Source organism: Fibrivirga algicola, assembly GCF_011742925.1.
Taxonomy (GTDB): domain Bacteria; phylum Bacteroidota; class Bacteroidia; order Cytophagales; family Spirosomataceae; genus Fibrella; species Fibrella algicola.
The window spans coordinates 184,841-202,230 of the sequence record NZ_WAEL01000001.1 but is presented as its reverse complement, the minus strand read 5'-3'; the positions used below and the strand labels follow the sequence as shown (position 1 = coordinate 202,230).

General features: G+C 52.3%; 16 protein-coding genes. 7 read left to right on the top strand and 9 right to left on the bottom strand.

Translation table 11 applies throughout. From position 1 onward, the window contains the following. Window positions 1–55: 55 nt before the first annotated feature. Window positions 56–1,549, bottom strand: a complete 1,494-nt coding sequence (locus F7231_RS00815; RefSeq protein WP_166690568.1) for a PhoX family protein — start codon at window positions 1,547–1,549, stop codon at window positions 56–58. A gap of 324 nt (window positions 1,550–1,873) precedes the next feature. Continuing rightward, window positions 1,874–2,467, bottom strand: a complete 594-nt coding sequence (locus F7231_RS00810; RefSeq protein WP_166690567.1) for a fasciclin domain-containing protein — start codon at window positions 2,465–2,467, stop codon at window positions 1,874–1,876. 208 nt (window positions 2,468–2,675) lie between these two features. Here F7231_RS00810 and dprA point away from each other — a divergent pair, with 208 nt between their 5' ends. Beyond that, window positions 2,676–3,800 carry a DNA-processing protein DprA gene (dprA, locus tag F7231_RS00805; RefSeq protein WP_310589260.1) on the top strand — a complete coding sequence of 375 codons (1,125 nt, stop codon included), beginning with the start codon at window positions 2,676–2,678 and terminating at the stop codon, window positions 3,798–3,800. Between the two features lie 144 nt (window positions 3,801–3,944). Continuing rightward, window positions 3,945–5,732 (top strand): lysine--tRNA ligase, encoded by a 1,788-nt coding sequence (lysS, locus tag F7231_RS00800; RefSeq protein ID WP_166690565.1) that lies wholly within the window; start codon window positions 3,945–3,947, stop codon window positions 5,730–5,732. 144 nt (window positions 5,733–5,876) lie between these two features. On the opposite strand, the gene F7231_RS00795 is transcribed toward lysS, so the two are convergent. Then, window positions 5,877–6,071 carry a cold-shock protein gene (locus F7231_RS00795; RefSeq protein ID WP_085410498.1) on the bottom strand — a complete coding sequence of 65 codons (195 nt, stop codon included), beginning with the start codon at window positions 6,069–6,071 and terminating at the stop codon, window positions 5,877–5,879. A gap of 178 nt (window positions 6,072–6,249) precedes the next feature. On the opposite strand from F7231_RS00795, the gene F7231_RS00790 reads away from it, so the two are divergent. Further along, window positions 6,250–6,513 carry a PspC domain-containing protein gene (locus F7231_RS00790; protein ID WP_229364998.1) on the top strand — a complete coding sequence of 88 codons (264 nt, stop codon included), beginning with the start codon at window positions 6,250–6,252 and terminating at the stop codon, window positions 6,511–6,513. Window positions 6,514–6,576: 63 nt separating this feature from the next. On the opposite strand, the gene F7231_RS00785 is transcribed toward F7231_RS00790, so the two are convergent. Both F7231_RS00785 and F7231_RS00780 read right to left on the bottom strand, forming a co-directional pair. After that, window positions 6,577–7,089 carry a DUF2480 family protein gene (locus tag F7231_RS00785; RefSeq protein WP_085410499.1) on the bottom strand — a complete coding sequence of 171 codons (513 nt, stop codon included), beginning with the start codon at window positions 7,087–7,089 and terminating at the stop codon, window positions 6,577–6,579. Between the two features lie 139 nt (window positions 7,090–7,228). Continuing rightward, on the bottom strand, window positions 7,229–7,660 hold the full coding sequence (locus F7231_RS00780; protein ID WP_166690564.1) for a DUF2141 domain-containing protein: 432 nt from the start codon (window positions 7,658–7,660) through the stop codon (window positions 7,229–7,231). Window positions 7,661–7,890: 230 nt separating this feature from the next. On the opposite strand from F7231_RS00780, the gene F7231_RS00775 reads away from it, so the two are divergent. The 3 genes from F7231_RS00775 to F7231_RS00765 all read left to right on the top strand — a co-directional run bounded on the left by F7231_RS00775 (window position 7,891) and on the right by F7231_RS00765 (window position 9,696). Beyond that, window positions 7,891–8,781, top strand: a complete 891-nt coding sequence (locus F7231_RS00775; protein ID WP_229369535.1) for a helix-turn-helix domain-containing protein — start codon at window positions 7,891–7,893, stop codon at window positions 8,779–8,781. A gap of 54 nt (window positions 8,782–8,835) precedes the next feature. Continuing rightward, a complete protein-coding gene (locus F7231_RS00770; RefSeq protein WP_166690562.1) occupies window positions 8,836–9,303 on the top strand; it encodes a hypothetical protein in 468 nt (155 codons plus the stop codon). 75 nt (window positions 9,304–9,378) lie between these two features. Beyond that, the gene (locus F7231_RS00765; RefSeq protein ID WP_085410503.1) at window positions 9,379–9,696 is read left to right on the top strand and encodes a DUF3817 domain-containing protein; all 318 of its coding nucleotides are present in this window, start codon (window positions 9,379–9,381) and stop codon (window positions 9,694–9,696) included. A 64-nt stretch (window positions 9,697–9,760) separates the two neighbouring features. On the opposite strand, the gene F7231_RS00760 is transcribed toward F7231_RS00765, so the two are convergent. Further along, window positions 9,761–12,055: a glycosyltransferase gene (locus F7231_RS00760; RefSeq protein WP_229365000.1), complete on the bottom strand. Its 2,295-nt coding sequence runs from the start codon at window positions 12,053–12,055 to the stop codon at window positions 9,761–9,763. A gap of 560 nt (window positions 12,056–12,615) precedes the next feature. Between F7231_RS00760 and F7231_RS00755 the strand changes: the two genes are divergently transcribed. Continuing rightward, window positions 12,616–13,965: a glycoside hydrolase family 2 TIM barrel-domain containing protein gene (locus tag F7231_RS00755; protein WP_166690561.1), complete on the top strand. Its 1,350-nt coding sequence runs from the start codon at window positions 12,616–12,618 to the stop codon at window positions 13,963–13,965. Between the two features lie 9 nt (window positions 13,966–13,974). On the opposite strand, the gene tsaB is transcribed toward F7231_RS00755, so the two are convergent. The 3 genes from tsaB to F7231_RS00740 form a co-directional block, all read right to left on the bottom strand. After that, complete coding sequence (gene tsaB / locus F7231_RS00750; protein WP_085410506.1) at window positions 13,975–14,673, bottom strand: tRNA (adenosine(37)-N6)-threonylcarbamoyltransferase complex dimerization subunit type 1 TsaB; 699 nt, start codon at window positions 14,671–14,673, stop codon at window positions 13,975–13,977. Between the two features lie 113 nt (window positions 14,674–14,786). Further along, a complete protein-coding gene (locus tag F7231_RS00745) occupies window positions 14,787–16,442 on the bottom strand; it encodes a S41 family peptidase (protein ID WP_166690560.1) in 1,656 nt (551 codons plus the stop codon). Between the two features lie 71 nt (window positions 16,443–16,513). Beyond that, the gene (locus tag F7231_RS00740) at window positions 16,514–16,999 is read right to left on the bottom strand and encodes a ribonuclease P protein component (RefSeq protein WP_166690559.1); all 486 of its coding nucleotides are present in this window, start codon (window positions 16,997–16,999) and stop codon (window positions 16,514–16,516) included. Between the last annotated feature and the right edge of the window lie 391 nt (window positions 17,000–17,390).

The following is a 17,390-nucleotide window of genomic DNA, read 5'->3' as shown; positions in this document are numbered from 1 at the left end:
GTAACTGACCTGCTTACTGCGCCTTAGCCTGATACTGGATAAAAAGAGGAGTTGATTAGCGGGGCAACCCACGAACCAGAATCAACTGGCTCGCCTGCGCGTTAGACCGGTCGCTTGCACTGTCGGTGGCGCGGAGTTTACCACCATCCACGCCGATAAACTTCTTATCGGTCCAAGTGTGGGGTTGCAGCGAGATGATGAACGAATCAGGCACACCGATGGTCTCCGACACATCGATCATTGCGCCGTATTCCCATGATCCGAACGAGCTGTTCTTATACGCGAAGATGGCGTCGCGGTTGTATTTGTCTTTATCGGTGGCGTCGCGGCGGTGATCGAGAACCAGCGCAGGTTTAAGCGCCCCCGTAGCGATGTTATACTGGTAGATGTACGAATCGTGGGTTTCGTCGCCGTAGCTATTCGGATCTTCCTGCACGTAGAGGTAGTTGGTACCAACACAGATATTGTCGATGTTCTGAAAGGTCTTAGCGATTCCGGCCTTATCGTCGCCGTCGAGCACTACTTCCAGCGTACCCGTCAACGGATTGGTGGCGTCCATCACCAGGCGGTACAGGCGGCCGTATTTTGAGCGCGAATAATCGGCATTTACACCCGTATTAGCCTGCCCCGTTACGTTGAAATAGACTTCGCGGTTATTGGCCGCGCTACCTTTGCGGTAGTCAATGTCTTCCACCCGGCCAAACTTAATGCCTTTCAGGTCGTTCACTGCCGAGTTGATCTGGGCGCCAGTCAGCGACTTATGGTTTGGGATCTGTACAAATTCAACGTCGAATCTGGCACCCGCTTTCATATCCATTTCGCGGGCGTTACCGTCTTTCCGGCGCAGCATATACAGCGAACCATTCTGCAAATCGCCAACCGTATTGGTGAGGTACATGGCCAGCTGACCACCGTTGGTACCGCTGTCGTCATCACCAATCAGTATAGCCGTTTTGCCGGGAAACGCATTTTTGTTGAGAGGAACGGCATTCTCAGCGCTCCACCGGCCCAATGCTTCCACCTCGCGGCTGATGCTGTTTTGACTGGCGTCGCCGTATGGGTTTATGGCGTGGGTACGTGATTCCGCGCCACTTTCGCCGCAGGTCAGGTAAAGCGGGCCAAAACCATGCTCGGCCGGGGTTGCCATTGTTGCCGAGCAGAGCCGCCACTGCCCTCCGTCTGAGTTTAGGATATAGTCGCCTTTGATTGGCTTTAGCGTTTTGTCGAACGTGAGGCGCGACACCGAGAAGTTATCCTCGTGGTTCACCAGCATCGTGTAGGTACCATCGGCGTTTTTCAGCAGGCCAGAGCCGTCGGCAGAGCCACCAAACGTGAAATTGGGCGACTCAGCTACTTTATCATCACTGCTGATGAGCGAATAAACATTGATAGACTCGAAGCCGGGCATGGCTTTGGCGAGTTCGGGGGTGACCGATTTGCTGGCTAAAACAACGTCGCTTTGGGGAGCCGAGCCATTTTCAGACGTTGAGCAGCTAAGCAAAGAGACCGCCAGTAAAGCTGACGAGAGTGGTAAGGCTACGCGTTTCATGTGGGGAAGTAGTAGTTTCTACGAATACTTCGACAAAGGAACGGCTCAGCTATTACCCCACTTTTAGTATAGGTTTACCAGATTGTAAAGTTAAATCGGGGTGATTAACAAAGAGATCATGGTTCCATAAACTCTACGTAACACGGTAGCCTGCAAGCGCGGACATGCCACGCTCACACTATGGGGTCGCTGTTGATATACTTGTACGCTAGCCCTATCTGGCTGTTCATGGGGCAGATAGGGCTACATAACCGGACAGCAAAAAGCCGCTCAACCGGAATTTGATTCTTGGCTGAGCGGCTTTTTGTACTAAAAAGAGGCTATTTATTTTGGCATCAATACCGAGTCGATCGCGTGTACCGTACCATTGGTAGCCTTGATGTCAGCGACAGTTACGGTAGCCGATCCGCCTTTGGCATCAGTCAGCATCACCGCATTTCCCTGCTTACGCACGGTCAGCGAACCACCGCCTACTGTTTTGATCACCTGACCATCTTTCAGATCAGCGGCCAATACATTGCCCGATACCACGTGGTAGGCCAAAATACCGGCCAGCATGCCTTTATTTTCGGGCTTCACCAGCGTTTCTACCGTTCCGGCGGGCAGTTTATCAAACGCCGCGTTAGAGGGTGCAAACACCGTGTACGGACCGGCCCCTTTTGCCTTATCAACCAGGCCAGAGGCAACCATAGCGGCCTTTAGCGTCGAGAAATCGCTGGCGCCGAGCAGGTTATCAACCAGGTCTTTGTCAGTCTCTTTCGACGTGGTGCCCGATGGGCGGTTGATAGATGACGATCCCATTGTACCGGGCATCGTTGCCGGCGTTTCCGGCCGACCGGATGTGTTCGTTTGTGCGATTGCACCACCTCCTACTGCTAGTAGAGCCAGCAGAAGCGTTTGTTTCAATTGAATTTTCATACGAAAGGTATTTAAGTTCTGTAGGGAACAGAGGTATAACCTCGAACACCCCTGATTGTTAGTTATCACATCATTAAATCTGGCACTATATCTATACTGATTATCAGACAAGTCGACCAAAACCTGTCTGATTGCTTCCTGAGCGCAACTCAGTTAGTAATTTTGGCGGGAAATCGATATGATTGCAGGTAGCATTTATTACGTACCTGTGTCCACCACCGCAACTTCTCAGCACCTCCATCAGATTGCCCTTTCGCTCGTTCCGGGCGTTGGCGGCGTATTAATTCGTCAGCTTATCAGCTATGGCGGGTCAGCCGAAGCAGTATTGTCGTCACCCACGGCCAGGCTTCTTAAAATTCCCGGCGTTGGTGAAGTAACCGCCCGCGCTATTCGGCAACCGGGTCTGCTGGATAGTGCCGAGCAGATACTACGGCGGCTGGAGAAGCTGAACGCCAGGGCGCTGTTCTACACCGATCCCGATTACCCCACTCGCCTGAAAACCCTCTACGATGCGCCCGCCTTGCTCTACCAATTGGGCAACGCCGATCTGAACACCCCGCGCACGCTGGCGCTGGTAGGCACACGCCAGGCTACCGACTACGGTCGGCGCACCACCGAAGAGATTGTGCAGGCCATGCAGCCCTATGGAGTGTCGATCATCAGCGGACTGGCCTACGGGATCGATGTTGCCGCCCATCGCGCCAGTTTGCAGTATGGCCTACCTACAGTAGGCGTTATGGCCAGTGGTCTGGACATTATTTACCCGTCGGTGCACAGCCGCACGGCGCAGGACATGCAGGTGCTGGGCGGCTTGCTCACCGAACACGTACCCGGCGTTAAACCCGATCCGCGTTTCTTCCCAGCCCGCAACCGCATCATTGCCGGCCTGAGCGATGCCGTAGTGATCGTGGAAGCCGCCGCCAAAGGAGGCGCGCTTATTTCGGCCGAGTACGCCAATAATTACAACCGCGACGTCTTTGCCGTACCCGGTCAGCTATCGCAGCAGTTTTCGGCGGGCTGCAATAAGCTCATCCGCGAAAACAAAGCGCAGATTTACACCAGCCCCACCGACCTCATCGAAGCCATGAACTGGGATCAGGACCCCACCGCCATGGCCGCCGGCAAATCATCGGCATCCGTTCCGCTCCCGCTCGATTTTACGGCGCAGGAAAGCCAGGTAGTGGCGTTACTTCGCCAGAAGCCCGGCTTTCATATCGATGAGCTGAGCTGGCAGTCGCAGATCAACATGGGAGCGCTGGCTTCCCTCCTGCTCAGCCTCGAATTTCGCGGGTATGTTCGTTCGCTGCCGGGAAAGCGCTATGAGGTTGTGTAGAAGCGTGGCCTATCCACGTTTCTGCCGTACTTTTGCGCCTCGATTTTCTGCGGGAACACAAGTCCTGCCTATCCTTATAATCCTGTAAATTCCGACGGTCTGCTGCCGGAGCCATTGGCCGAGGTAAAGCGATACGGTTCAGCTATGTTAAGTGAACAAGAAGTAAATAGACGCCAGAAACGCGAAGAACTGATGCGGATGGGCATTGACCCTTATCCGGCCGAGTTGTTCGACGTGACCCACACCATCACCAACCTCCGCGATGCCTTCGCCGACAAAGCCGGGCAAGACACACAGGGCGGTTACGAACCGCACCTCGATTTCGCGGGCGATGCCACCTATGGTCAGGTACGTCTGGCCGGCCGAATGATGGGCTTCCGTATCTCAGGGGCCGCTTCGTTTGCCGAAATGCAGGACAGCACCGGCCGTATACAGCTTTATTTCCGCCGTGACGATATTTGCCCCGGCGAGGATAAAACGATGTACAACACGGTGTTCAAGAAACTGCTCGACATTGGCGACATCGTGGGCGTTGAAGGCAACATCTTCACCACCCAGACCGGCGAGCTGTCGCTTTATGTTCGTTCGTTTAAACTGCTGACCAAGTCACTGCGCCCTCTGCCGGTAGTGAAAGAAGTGGTGAATGAGCAAACCGGCGAGAAAGAAATCTACGACGCGTTCACCGACCCCGAACTGCGCTACCGCCAGCGGTACGTCGACCTGATCGTGAATCCGCAGGTACGTGAGGTGTTTATCAAACGCAGCAAGCTGGTCAACTCAATTCGGCAGTATCTGAGCGGCAAAGGCTATCTGGAAGTGGAGACGCCTATTCTTCAGCCCATTCACGGTGGAGCCACGGCGCGGCCTTTCCAGACGCACCATAACACGCTCGACATGACGCTCTATCTGCGGATCGCCAACGAGCTGTACCTGAAGCGCCTGATCGTGGGTGGGTACGACGGCGTATTCGAGTTCGCCAAAGACTTCCGTAATGAGGGCATGGACCGGACACACAACCCCGAGTTCACGCAGGTGGAATTTTACGTCGCCTACAAAGACTACAACTGGATGATGGACACCATTGAAGAAATGGTGGAAAAAGTGGCCATCGACGTAGCGGGTACCACGAAGGTGACAGTCGGCGAAAACGTGATCGACTTCAAACGCCCCTGGAAACGCCTGACCATGTTTGAGGCCATTCAGGAGTACACGGGTGTCGATGTATCGGAGATGGAGGAAGATGCCCTGCGCCAGACCGCCGAAAGCCGGGGGATTAAAACTGACCAGTCGATGGGCAAGTCAAAACTGATCGATGAGCTGTTTGGTGAAGCCTGCGAGCCAAACCTGATTCAGCCAACGTTCATCACCGATTATCCCGTTGAGATGTCGCCGCTGACCAAGAAGCACCGGAGCAAGCCCGGTCTGGTAGAGCGGTTTGAAGCCATTTGCAACGGTAAAGAGATTGCTAACGCATATTCGGAGTTGAATGACCCGCTCGATCAGCGCGCCCGGTTTGAAGAGCAGCTTGAGCTAGCCAAACGTGGCGACGACGAAGCGATGGTGATGGACGAGGATTTCCTGCGCGCGCTGGAATACGGTATGCCGCCTACAGCGGGCGTTGGCCTGGGAATCGACCGGCTGGCGATGATCATGACCAACCAGCCAAGCATTCAGGAAGTGTTGTTCTTTCCGCAGATGCGACCCGAGAAGAAAGAAGAGTTATCGACTGAAGCTGATTTTGTGGCGGCGGGTGTACCCGAAGCCTGGGTGCCGGCCCTTCAGAAGCTGGGTTACCTGACAATTGCCCAACTTCATGCCGCGAGCCCCAACAAATTATTCAACGATCTGGGCGGCGTTCGTAAGAAGCTGAAAATGGTCGACGTACCCATGCCGTCGATCGCCGACGTACACGGCTGGACGGGACATGCTTAGTTGACCAGTTTGTGGGTTGACGTTGCGCTGTTTATTACCGATATGGTTGGTAAGCAGCGCAACGTCAACCTGTTAAAAAATAAAATGCCCCGACTTTTCAGCCGGGGCATTTTATTTTTTCTATCGGACCAACGGTCTGACGAATTAGATCTTGCTGACCTTAACGGCGTTGAGGCCTTTCTTGCCATCAACTACTTCAAATTGAACCCGGTCATTCTCACGAATCGTCACACCGTTCAAGCCGGTAATATGAACGAAAATTTCACGACCATTGGCGTCATCAACGATAAAGCCGAAGCCTTTGCTCTCGTTGAAAAACTTAACCACACCTGTTTGCATAAATTTGGTATAAATTGAATATGTGAATAGCCTGTTGCAGGTTACTCACATGCATGAAGCGCAAAGTAAGTCAATAAGTTTCAGAACAGTGGCAGATAAGTTGAGCAAAAACAGCCATTCACTATGAATTTTGTGTGAATGGTCTGTAAAAGAAGAACAAACCTCAACTATTAGCGTTATGTTTACTCTTCTTCAGGACAACAAGCACATGGATCAGAGTCTAAACAGAATGAAATATTTCGTTGAGCAACAAGCATTTGGCGTTTGCGCCCGGCTTGGCGAACGAATGAACATTTCGGCTAGCAGCATCCGGCTCTATTTTATTTATACCTCCTGCCTGACGCTCGGCTCGCCCGTTATTTTGTACCTCATTGCCGCTTTCTGGCTCGAGATGCGCACGCACATACGCCGCAACGCAAACCCGACTTTCTGGGATTTATAGCCTAAGAGGGTACCTGATGCATACCCAATCGTGCCGTACCCGAAAAGACTGGACAACCACCCTTTAGCTCTTTCGTTTAAATAACGGTACAGTACTGCAAGGCTCACCGAAGAGAAGACTTTGCACAACGGAGGCCAGCACACGCGTAAGTTCTACATAAGCTGCCGTTGGCACAGGGACCTTGCTGCATCCCTTCACCACCAGTTTGGCACCTCTGTAAGCTTCAGGATCGATGCGCTTGATGGCGTCGAAGTACAATTTCTCATCCAGGTCTTGAAGCGTTCCATACACGACCGTGTTGGCGTAGGGTTGCAGATTCAGCGTCAGGAGCATAAACGCCCAGGTCGGAATGATGGCGTCTTCCGTACAGGTAATGGCTACGTTCTTACCAGCATACTGGCTCCAGTCGTGCTCTTTCAGGAACGCCCGAAAGTCTTTCTCCTTTAGAATGAGCCCCATAAACAGGTTGTCTTTCAGATCGTAGACAACCCGTTCGCCAGGGTGGTAGTACTCTTCCAGGTCGAGCGTAACCAACCCGCTGTTGGCTACCCGGTTCACAATAATATCCGTTTCCATGCCTACAGAACGGATGTTGTCAGTTTCAGGTTTCAGATCTTGGTTTGACGTTTGTGGTTTAACGTTACGTTGTAAAATTCAGAACCGGCCGGCCAACGAAGCAACGCCACACATCAACCCACAAACGTCAAATCAGCAACTAGAGACTGATCAGCGTAATCTTCATCGTTGTGTCTTCGGCCAGTTCAAAGGCGGCGTCGTCGAACGTAGGTGGCCCCATCAGCATGGCTAATTTTGAAAAGCCAAATGGTTCGGCAGGCCGGCCATTCTCCATGCCCATCTTCTTGTCGTCGTTCAGGTCCTGGTGTACCCGGACCGCATACGTACCTGCAGGCAGGTTGGCGAACGTAACTACCATTGGGCCTTCGGCAGGCACAGCCAGAGCGGTATCGATTTCCGCTTTGCCCATAAAATTCTCAGCTTTCGTAACAAGCCCTACCCGGATGGTGCCTTTCCGCTCCAGCAAATTACCAATAGTTACTGTCAGCTTATGGGTTTTAGCCTGCGCGAGTCCAGCGGTAGTAAGGCAAACAGAGGCGAACAGGGTGGCGGCGTATACAATCGTTTTCATAGCAGTAGTGCGTTTTGTTTTTGATTGAGCCAAAGGTATTTCCTTGTCTAAACAGTAAGCAAGCCATCGGGACAAACAGCACACTTTTGGGGCGAACGGGAATGGGTTGCGTACCTTAGCGGCCTGTTTTTGTCGTTGGATTCCATTTCGATTGGCTAACAAGACCAGGTTCATCTACGCCCAGGTACGTTATGAGTAGTGACAGCAGGTTCCCTTCCATCAGCCCCGGCATGGCGCGAGATCGTTTTCTGGTAAAAGACGGCGTATGGGAGCAACGGTTCCGGCCCAATTTCAACCACTTCATCATTGCGCCACTCGAGTATGCCCGTCCGGTAATCAAACTTCCCGTTCCGCCGGGGCGTACGGCAAACCACGCCTTGTTTCTGCTTACGGGCGGCCAGATCGAGCTTACAGTCGGGCACCTGTCGTATACCATCGGTGCACAACAGCTGGTTATCGTGCCGGCCCTACAGATTTTCTCAATCCTCTCCATTCGCGAAGACACGACGGGATTCATGAGTTTTTTCAGCAATGAAACGCTGCTGAGCGCCAGTAACGATCTGAGCTATGATTTCCTGAAATTGACTAACTCGCCGCATCTTGACCTGACAGACCAGCAAACCGTTTTTTTGACGAATCTTCTAAACCGGTTGGCCGCTGAATATACCGACGCGGGCGCCAGCCGAACCGACATCATCAGGCCCTACCTGCTGGCGTTACTGGCCGAAATAAACCGTGTGTACGCAGGCAAAACGTCAACAAAATCAGACGCGGGTAGTCGGCTTGTGCAGAGCTTTGTCGATTTGATGGATGAGCATATTCGAACACAGCATCAGGTAGCCGCGTATGCCGATCGCCTGCATGTTAGCCCCAACCACCTCAACAAAGTAATCAAAGCACGAACCGGCAAATCGCCGTCGATCTGGATCGACGAACGCCGGGTACTCGAAGCCAAAGTGCTGCTCTTTCAATCAACATTATCGATTGGCCAGATTGCCGCCGACCTGGGTTTCGACGACCAGTCGACCTTTGGGAAGCTATTCAGGAAGTATGCAGCATGCAGCCCGGCCCATTTTCGAAAAATGATTGATTCTGACCAAAGCTTGCCGGGTATGGCCTAACAAACCGTGGCCCACGAGCCGGATCTTTGCGGCCTGACTACAGTGGTTACACCAATGATTTACCCCATTATTCTCTTAATTCATAGTGCGCTTCGCTGGCTTGTGCTGGGCAGCGTAGTGGCCGTTCTGATTAGCGCCTGTACCGGTCTGCTTCAGGCCAGGCCCTATCGCAGGGCTGATCAGACATTACGCGTAGTAGCTACGTCAATTGTTCATACGCAATTTCTGATTGGTGTCTATCTGTATACCATCAGTCCACTTATCCGCTACTACTGGCGTAATCGGAGCACCCTCGGTGAAGCACCCGAGTTGTCATTCTTCGCCCTGATCCACATCGCCCTGATGACCACGTCGGTCATTGTCTTTACCGTAGGGTCGAGCAAGGCGAAGCGTGAATCCGACGCCCGACAGCAGTTTAAAACCACAGCGATTTATTTCTCCGTTGGGTTGTTGCTCCTGCTACTGGCTATTCCCTGGCCTTTTTCACCATTAGCGGCCCGCCCGTGGTTCCGTACCGCATAAAATCACGACAGTCAAGCGCCGTTGACAACTAACCCATCCAGAAAGGCGCTGCTATACTTAATTACCTGCTTTCCCATGACAGCCAATCTGTTCAATTCACCTAAAATTCGCCTACGGCTCGTTGGCCTTGCCGAAGGGATCTCGTTTCTGGTACTGGTCTTCATTGCCGTTCCGTTGAAACGCATCGGTGGCCATCCGGAGGCCGTAGAAGTAGTGGGTCCTATTCATGGCCTGCTGTTTTTGCTGTACGTTCTGACGGTCATTCAGGCCAAAACCGAGTACAAGTGGCCATTGGGCAAAACACTGATTGCGCTGCTGGCCTCAGTTATTCCAGGCGGTACGTTCTACGCCGATCACAAGATCTTTCGCCACCTGCAAGCTCAACCCGATTGATCGGGTACGTTTGCTGGGCGAAACAGGCTGGTCAGTGGCTACGTTTTTTCCGTAACTGCGGAGCTTACTCGCTGGTAAATACCACGCCTTTTACTTCAGTGTAGCGGTCCTGAATCGCGGTCAGGGCGTCATTGATCCATTTGGTCTGGCGAGGGCTATTGGCGGGGTACAGGCGGGTAATGAGCACCGGTTTCTGCCGAAGCTCATAAACAGGATGAAACCGGATGGCGTTGTGCATGGCTTGAAACAACGCCGCGAAGGAATGACTGCCTGGCTCGTTGTTGGTGCGCGATTCATGCAGTACATCCGTACCAATCCAGTCGATAGTGTCGGCAGCAGGATTGAAATAGGTGAGAGTTTCGGGGTTGGCTGGGCACCAGACCCAACTTACGTTTGAGACGTCGTGCGCCCGAAAGTACCGCACCAAATACTGCCAGGTTTGTTGGTACTCGGTTCGTGTAGACGCCTCAGCAGTGCCCCACAGCCGGGTGCTATCGTCAAAATAAGGCGCAAAGCTGAGCAACACGGGGCGTTTGTACTCTTTTACGTCATTGGCAAATTGGGCCAGCACCGCCTCGTTTTTTTTCTGCCTGATGTCCTGCAGAAACGCCCGAATAGCCTCATCAGTGGCCCTTTGCTCGAGTTGTAGCTCAATATACAACAGCGGTAATAGCCGGGCATTGACAGGCCAGTTCGGGGTAGCAGGCCTACCCGCCGCCTTAGGCCAGGGCAGATGTTGCGGGCTGATGAGCAAATCGAGCGTGCTGGCATTAGCTACGGGTACACTCGAATCATAACCGATATAAAAGGGCTGCGTGGTTGCGTACTGAACGCCGTAAGGTAACTCAGTAGCTTTCTGCTGCCGATACAGGTAATTGCCCAGGCCCGAAGTCAGTAGCACTAATCCACCCAACAGCCACACCACCGATGAGCGCAACCAGCCATACAGCCCGTACCGACCCCGCCAGATGGCATACCGAACCGGGCGACCCAACCGCCTGTTAACGCGCGTTTGCCCAAGCCAGGCTACCATACCAAGCAGCAGTTTCTCCTGCCCAATGAGCACGTTGCTTCCCAGGATCAGGAGGTTGACCAGCCCAAAGCCAATCATCATCTGCATGTAGATATTCCCGAAGGCATAGCGCCCGAAAAAATAGACGCTGTAGCCGATTGTCAGTACTGTAACCAGGGCAAACAAGGCGTTGGGCAGACAAAGCAGCACATTGTTTCGGGGCTGATCATTCTTGGGTGTGGGCAGGTAAGGCACATCCACCCGAAAAATAGTGTAGATAAGCCCCAGGAGGTAAATCCACCAGGTGCCGCTACTCAGTAAACCACCCACCACATGGAATCCCGCTTCGTGCGGCTCGGTCAGCCAACGCTGGGCAAATTGCCGAATCAGAAAGCCGGTAAGCAGCAAAGGCATGTATACCGCCGCAAATAGGGGCAGGTCTAGCCGAAGCGGTAGTTTCATCAGCAGCAACGAGACAATCGGCAACGCAAAGTCGATCAGTTGCACCAGTCCCAGCAGGTAATAGAGCGGTAACGTGCCGTAATGGACCCGCTGCCGCCAGGTAAAATGGCGGAACAGGGCTGGGTACGTTGTTACGAGCAGTTCAAACGTTCCCCGGGCCCACTTCAACTGTTGCTTGTAATAGCTTGCCAGCGTGGCTGGTACCAGCCCGTATGAAAGTGGCTTGGGGACGTAGACCGAAGTCCATTTTTTGGCATGAAGCTGCATGGCCGTATGCATGTCTTCGGACAAACCGGCGGCATGGCCTCCAATGGAGTCGAGGGCGGCCCGGCGGAACGTGCAGTTGGCACCAATGGCCTGCGCAGTGCCATACTGACCCATAGAGATCATCATGGGGCCATAAAAACTGTAGGTCTGTTCGGCGGCCCCGTAAGCCACTATACTCGCTTTCCGGTTCGAATACGCCTGTACGCATTGCACAAAGCCAACCTGCTCGTCGGCAAAATAAGGCAGCACTTCGTGCAGAAACTCAGGTACAGGTACGTGGTCTGGGTCCAGAACAAGGCAGATGTCGCCGGTTGCCTGCTTCAGCGCGTTATTGATGTTACCGGCCTTGGCATGTTGCTTATCGGTCCGTGTCACGTGTTTTATGCCCAAATCAGTACAGAGATGACGCAGATATGGGTCGTCGGCCTCATCACACAGGTACGTTGTATGAGGGTATCGGATCGCCTGAATAGCCCGCAGCGTGGTCTCAACCATGTCGAGTGGCTCGCCGGGGCAGTAGGTGGTCAGTACATCGACGGTCCAGGTACGCGTTGCTGCGGGCGGGACCGACGGGTAGATTGTCCAGTAGTGGTACCATTCGTGGAGCAGGCGCAGCAACTTGAATAGTACTGAGATCGTAAGCAGACTAAATAACCAGCTATCACCTCGGTTGGCTGGCTGGATGTATACCCAAAGAAAGAGTACAGTAAATACAAGGCCTACCAAAATTAGCCGCCTCAGAAGCCGAACATCTCGCTTTATGGCTGGCGAAACTAATAAGGTCGTTTTCTCATGTAGTGTCGTATCCTCACTCATTGTGTTCATCTAGTATATATTACTCTATATTCATATTTACATACTTAGCAAGCACGTAACTCTAATTAGCCTGATTAGAGTGGACAATTGCGCTCGATATTGTCCACTTCAGATGAGGCGGCTAGTCAATTAGACCAAGTACTAATAAATTCGTAGTCAACCGTTTGTATCAATAACAGGCAAACAACATCTATTTGATAGCCGAACAGCTAGTTTAGGACAAATATGCGCAAGAGGCAACGCAACTCACCTGAACGACCCCGTTAATCTACCTACTGGAAAGTCATTTTTCAGTTCATCGATGTTACATTGCTCATCACTCCACAAAAAGTAGGTAACATGCGAATTACCTGGCTGTATCTATGCAATTAGTAGCTATCGTTACGCACATACTTCGCCTACCCCAACGGTATACAGCGCTCTTGCTAAGTTTGCTGGCGCTGCTAGCTAGTTGTACCGAATCAACCACGTCGCATCAAGCAGGTACGTTGCCCGATTCGGTAACGGGTATCGTACAAAAGGGCAATACATTTACCCTCACTCACCAGGGGCAACCTTATTTTATTCGGGGCGTGTGTGGCCAGAGCCGCCTTGCCCGACTGCACGAATGCGGGGGTAACTCCATTCGTATTTGGGACGATAGCGACGCTGATTTCATTCTCGATCAAGCGCAACAGAACCAGTTGACCGTTTTTCTGGGGCTATGGATTGAGCGGGAGGCCGACGGATTCGACTATTATGATGAAGCGAAAATTACCCGGCAGTTCGAGCGTATACGCAAAGCCGTGCTCAAGTACCGATCTCATCCCGCTTTGTTGATGTGGTGCGTGGGTAACGAATGGACGCTGGATGCTACGAATATCAGGGTCTTTGACGAAGTGAACCGCATTGCGGCGATGATTCATGAACTGGACCCGAATCACCCCGTTACCACCGCTGTGATGCAAACTACCGCGCGCCCTATCTGGCTCATTCGGGATCGTTGTCCGGCGATCGACGTCCTTTCGTTGAACGTCTATGCGGCTCTTCACGAGACCGGCCAGCTTCTTCAAGAAGGCGGTTGGACTAAACCCTATATTATTTCGGAATACGGTCCGAAAGGTCACTGGGAAAGTGACCTGACTCCCTGGCGTACTTCTATCGAACCAACCAGTCAGGAAAAATACCGGTTCGTCCGGCAAAACTACGAGGCTTATATTGCTTCGCCCCCACCTAACTGCCTGGGTGCCTACCTGTTTCTGTGGGGCAACAAAGAAGAAGGCACCCACACCTGGTATGGATGCTTCGATGAACAGGGACATGAGACGCCACTGGTTGGGCTGCTGCAGGAGTTATGGACCAAGCAATTACCAGTTAATAAGGCTCCCACTATTGACGGCCTGCTCGTCGATGGCAGAAAAACAACCGGCGTCTCCTTTCCTGGAACAAACTCGATTCATCAGGCCCGCATCCTGGTCCACGATGTCGATGGCGACTCGCTGACATACGCCTGGGACATACGGACTGATCTCAGCAACGTGTATGACCTCGACAAACGCTCGCCCCCCATACGCATCAGCGGGCTTATTGTGGGCGAGCACAGTGCCGACATACGATTTACCGTACCGCGTCGGGCAGGCAATTATCGGCTATTTGCCAACGTATACGATACCCATAACCACGTTGGTACAGCTAACTTGTCTTTTCGGGTGCCTGGCCGCGAGGTTCCGTAAACATCACTGCTACCCTATAGGAGAAGGCACCTTCTGCTTAGGTTCCGTAGTTCTGAACTCTTTGAGGTAGTACGGTTCGAACGTAACCAGGTCTTCGAATTTGCCACTAGCATAGGCCTGCACGGCCAACGTACCTACAGTACGCGCTGAGGGACGTACCTGAACAGCCGGAAAATGAGCGTTGGGGTGCATTAATACAGGTCGGGCTTTGTCGGCCCCATCACCAAAGAACGCAATACGGTTGGTTACCAGCAGATCGGTGAACGAGGTTTCGTCTAAAATTGTGGCCGTTGTGGCCCGCACCTCGCGCCCATCCTGTCCGTAGAAGGCACAATACACCTCCATTCGCCGCGCGTCGATCATGGGGCAAAAGAGCGTATCGGAGGGATAAAACAAACGGACCTGCTCAGTCATGGCCGCCAGCGTATTGATGCCAAGCAGCGGTTTATCGAGCGCCATGCACAGCCCTTTGGCCGTCGATACACCAATGCGCAGCCCGGTGTACGAACCTGGCCCTTTAGCCACCGCAATGGCCGATACGTCACTAAGCGTGTATCCGGCATGTGTTACCACATCGTGCACCAGTGTAGTCAGGCGGGCAGAAGCAGTACGTTCGGTAAAGAGTTCATAGCAACCCAGTAGCGTGCCGTCGAGTTGGTGAACGGCTACTGAGCAAACGGTAGTGGACGTATCGAGCGAGAGAATCATGGTAAAGTGGGAGAAAGGGGAAATGGAGAACGGAGGAACGGAGTTGCTGACCAACCTATGTATGCTGGCGTCAGCAATCCCATTCCTCCGTTCTCCATTTCCCCTTCTTACTTTTATTTACTCCCTTTCAAAATCCGCTCATACCTGCTCATGTCTTTGAAGAGGTCGAGGGCGGTTTTGATTTCGGGATCGGTAGAGAACGACGCTTCCTTGATGCCTTTTTGCAGGTAATAATGACCCGCAATTTCCTGTTCCAGCAAGCCTCTGATTTCGGTCTGGAAGGTCTTCATATCGGCATCTTTACTATGCGACATCTTCGACTTCAATGCATTCAACTGATTCTGGATCTGGTCGAAATACTTTTCTTTCTTGGCCGATGCTTCCAGTACCCCCAGGTCTTTTTCAACCTGCGTGGTATAGTCGTATTCTTTGTCTGCCGCCCATTTCACAAATTCCTGGTACTCAGCATCTGTTAATTTGAACTCACGGGCCTGTTTGATCGTCGGGTGATCATGTTTGTACTTCACCGCATAATCGAAGATCAGGCCTTTGTTGGTCAGGCTCAGGGCCAGTGGCGAAGGCGTTGGCGCTTCCGTCTGAATATCGGGCGTTACGCCGCCACCATCATACACGGTACGTCCGGCACGGGTTTTAAAGGCGGTGCGCAACGAATCGGCAATTTTTCCCACGCTACCGTCGGCATTGCGGTGACTGTAGTCGATTGCCTGAATACACCGGCCACTTGGAATGTAGTATTTAGCCGTGGTAATCTTCATCCGGGTACCGAATGAGAGCGGCCGTGTAGTTTGCACTAACCCTTTACCGTAGCTACGCTGACCGATCAGCACGCCCCGGTCGTAATCCTGAATGACGCCCGACACAATTTCGGCGGCCGAAGCCGAATGGTTGTTGGTTAGCACTACCACCGGCATTTCGGTATCCACCGCTGGCGACAAGGCGGAGTATGACTTGTTCCACTCGGTTACTTTGCCCTTAGTCGTAACCACTTCAGAACCCCGTGGAATGAAAATATTGGAGATGTCGATCGATTGATCCAGTAACCCACCAGGATTTTCGCGCAGGTCGAGCACCAGTTTTTTCATGCCCTTTCCTTTCAACTCCTGGTAGGCGGCACGCACCTCGCGTCCGGCAGCAGCCATGAAGTCTTTCAGATCAATGTAGCCAACTTCTTCATTAAGCATGCCGTAATACGGTACGTTGGTCATTTTCACTACGTCGCGTAGCACCGAAATCTCGACCGGATCTTTCTGGCCGAACCGCTTCACCGTCAATTTTACGGCTGTTCCAGTCTGACCACGTAGCAGTTTACCCGCATCGGCGTCGCGCCGGGTTTTTATATCGACGCCATCAATCTTCAGGATTTCGTCACCGATTTGCAGACCCGATTTTTCGGCGGGTGTGCCTTCAAACAGCATCATCACAATGCTCTTGTCCTGCCGAGTACCGATCGTGGCCCCAATGCCGTTGTAGCGGCCGGTGGTCATGGTCATGTAATCTTCGATGTCATCTTCGGCGTAGAAGTTCGTATACGGATCGAGCGACTTCAACATGGCGTCGATACTCGTTTTTACCATGCGGTTGGGGTTCACCTCATCTACATAATACATGTTCAGTTCTTTGAACATGGTAGCGTAGATATCGAGGTTCCGGGCGATCTCGAAAAACCGATCATCGCGCGTAAAGGCGGTCATCCCCCCCGCAACAAGCAGAGCCGACGTACCCAGTATCAGTTTTTTATAAAGACGCATAGGGGAAGTTTGATGTTTGACGTTTGATGTTGCGTTGTTGGACTGACAGTGCGCGAGTTGGCGGCGCAACCTCAAACTAGTTTCTTCAAGGCTAATTTCATGCCTTTTTCTATCTCTTCAAACGAAATTTTTGTCTTGGCGGTATAGAGGAACACAATCTGCGCCACCGGCCCGGTAATAGGCTGTTTGTCAACACTCTTTTCGCTCCCCTGCACCAACCGATGCTTGTGCAACCGGTACGCTTCTTTCACGCGCCGACGAACGGCATTTCGGTCAACCGCTTTCTTAAACGCCCGTTTCGGCACGCTGAACAACACCTGAGGTAGCGCACCAGATTCGGCAACGCTAACCGTACTTGGCTCAGCCTGTTCCGTTTCGGGTACGTTGCTAAGTCCTTGCCGGAAGTACAGCACCCGGAACGGATAATGATAAAACGTCAGTGGTGCCGCGCCAGCTGGTTTTTCAGCGGGAGGCGTTCCTGGCTTATCGCGATGGAAAAGCTGGTCGATGACCTTCTGGCTGGTCAGGTGTTCCGATTTGGGAAAGAAGTGGCGCATACGTAGTCTACAAATTTAACACACCAAAGGCATCCCCCTCCTTTCCGTGGTTCGATTGGTGGAGAGCAATGTCGATGTATGGTATCCCGTAGGCTAACCATTCATTGAACAATATCACGTACATCATTGAGCTTTATTTAATTAAGCACAGGAGAAAAAACGTGGCTTAATATCAAAAACAGTACGCTGCATCCTGCTTATCTTTCTCACTCAACTCACTTACGCACAAGATACGTCAACTACTTATGGGTACGCTTAGGATGCGCAGACTAGAGAGAAGCTAACTGGCGCTAGAAATGATATTCTATTTGAGGTAAGACTTAATTCTAGATTTAGCTGGCTTTTACCACCAAAATAGTACTATATATAGCGAAAAAGCCGCTACTGATGA

Excerpts from the sequence above, each read along its gene's own strand:
- F7231_RS00815 (WP_166690568.1), bottom strand. The coding sequence starts at position 1,549 with ATGAAACGCGTAGCCTTACCACTCTCGTCAGCTTTACTGGCGGTCTCT.
- tsaB (WP_085410506.1), bottom strand. The coding sequence starts at position 14,673 with ATGATTCTCTCGCTCGATACGTCCACTACCGTTTGCTCAGTAGCCGTT.
- F7231_RS00785 (WP_085410499.1), bottom strand. The coding sequence starts at position 7,089 with ATGGAAACGGATATTATTGTGAACCGGGTAGCCAACAGCGGGTTGGTT.
- F7231_RS00755 (WP_166690561.1), top strand. The coding sequence starts at position 12,616 with ATGCAATTAGTAGCTATCGTTACGCACATACTTCGCCTACCCCAACGG.
- F7231_RS00775 (WP_229369535.1), top strand. The coding sequence starts at position 7,891 with ATGGCGCGAGATCGTTTTCTGGTAAAAGACGGCGTATGGGAGCAACGG.
- F7231_RS00780 (WP_166690564.1), bottom strand. The coding sequence starts at position 7,660 with ATGAAAACGATTGTATACGCCGCCACCCTGTTCGCCTCTGTTTGCCTT.
- F7231_RS00795 (WP_085410498.1), bottom strand. The coding sequence starts at position 6,071 with ATGCAAACAGGTGTGGTTAAGTTTTTCAACGAGAGCAAAGGCTTCGGC.
- F7231_RS00810 (WP_166690567.1), bottom strand. The coding sequence starts at position 2,467 with ATGAAAATTCAATTGAAACAAACGCTTCTGCTGGCTCTACTAGCAGTA.
- lysS (WP_166690565.1), top strand. The coding sequence starts at position 3,945 with ATGTTAAGTGAACAAGAAGTAAATAGACGCCAGAAACGCGAAGAACTG.
- F7231_RS00740 (WP_166690559.1), bottom strand. The coding sequence starts at position 16,999 with ATGCGCCACTTCTTTCCCAAATCGGAACACCTGACCAGCCAGAAGGTC.
- F7231_RS00770 (WP_166690562.1), top strand. The coding sequence starts at position 8,836 with ATGATTTACCCCATTATTCTCTTAATTCATAGTGCGCTTCGCTGGCTT.
- F7231_RS00745 (WP_166690560.1), bottom strand. The coding sequence starts at position 16,442 with ATGCGTCTTTATAAAAAACTGATACTGGGTACGTCGGCTCTGCTTGTT.
- F7231_RS00790 (WP_229364998.1), top strand. The coding sequence starts at position 6,250 with ATGTTTACTCTTCTTCAGGACAACAAGCACATGGATCAGAGTCTAAAC.
- F7231_RS00765 (WP_085410503.1), top strand. The coding sequence starts at position 9,379 with ATGACAGCCAATCTGTTCAATTCACCTAAAATTCGCCTACGGCTCGTT.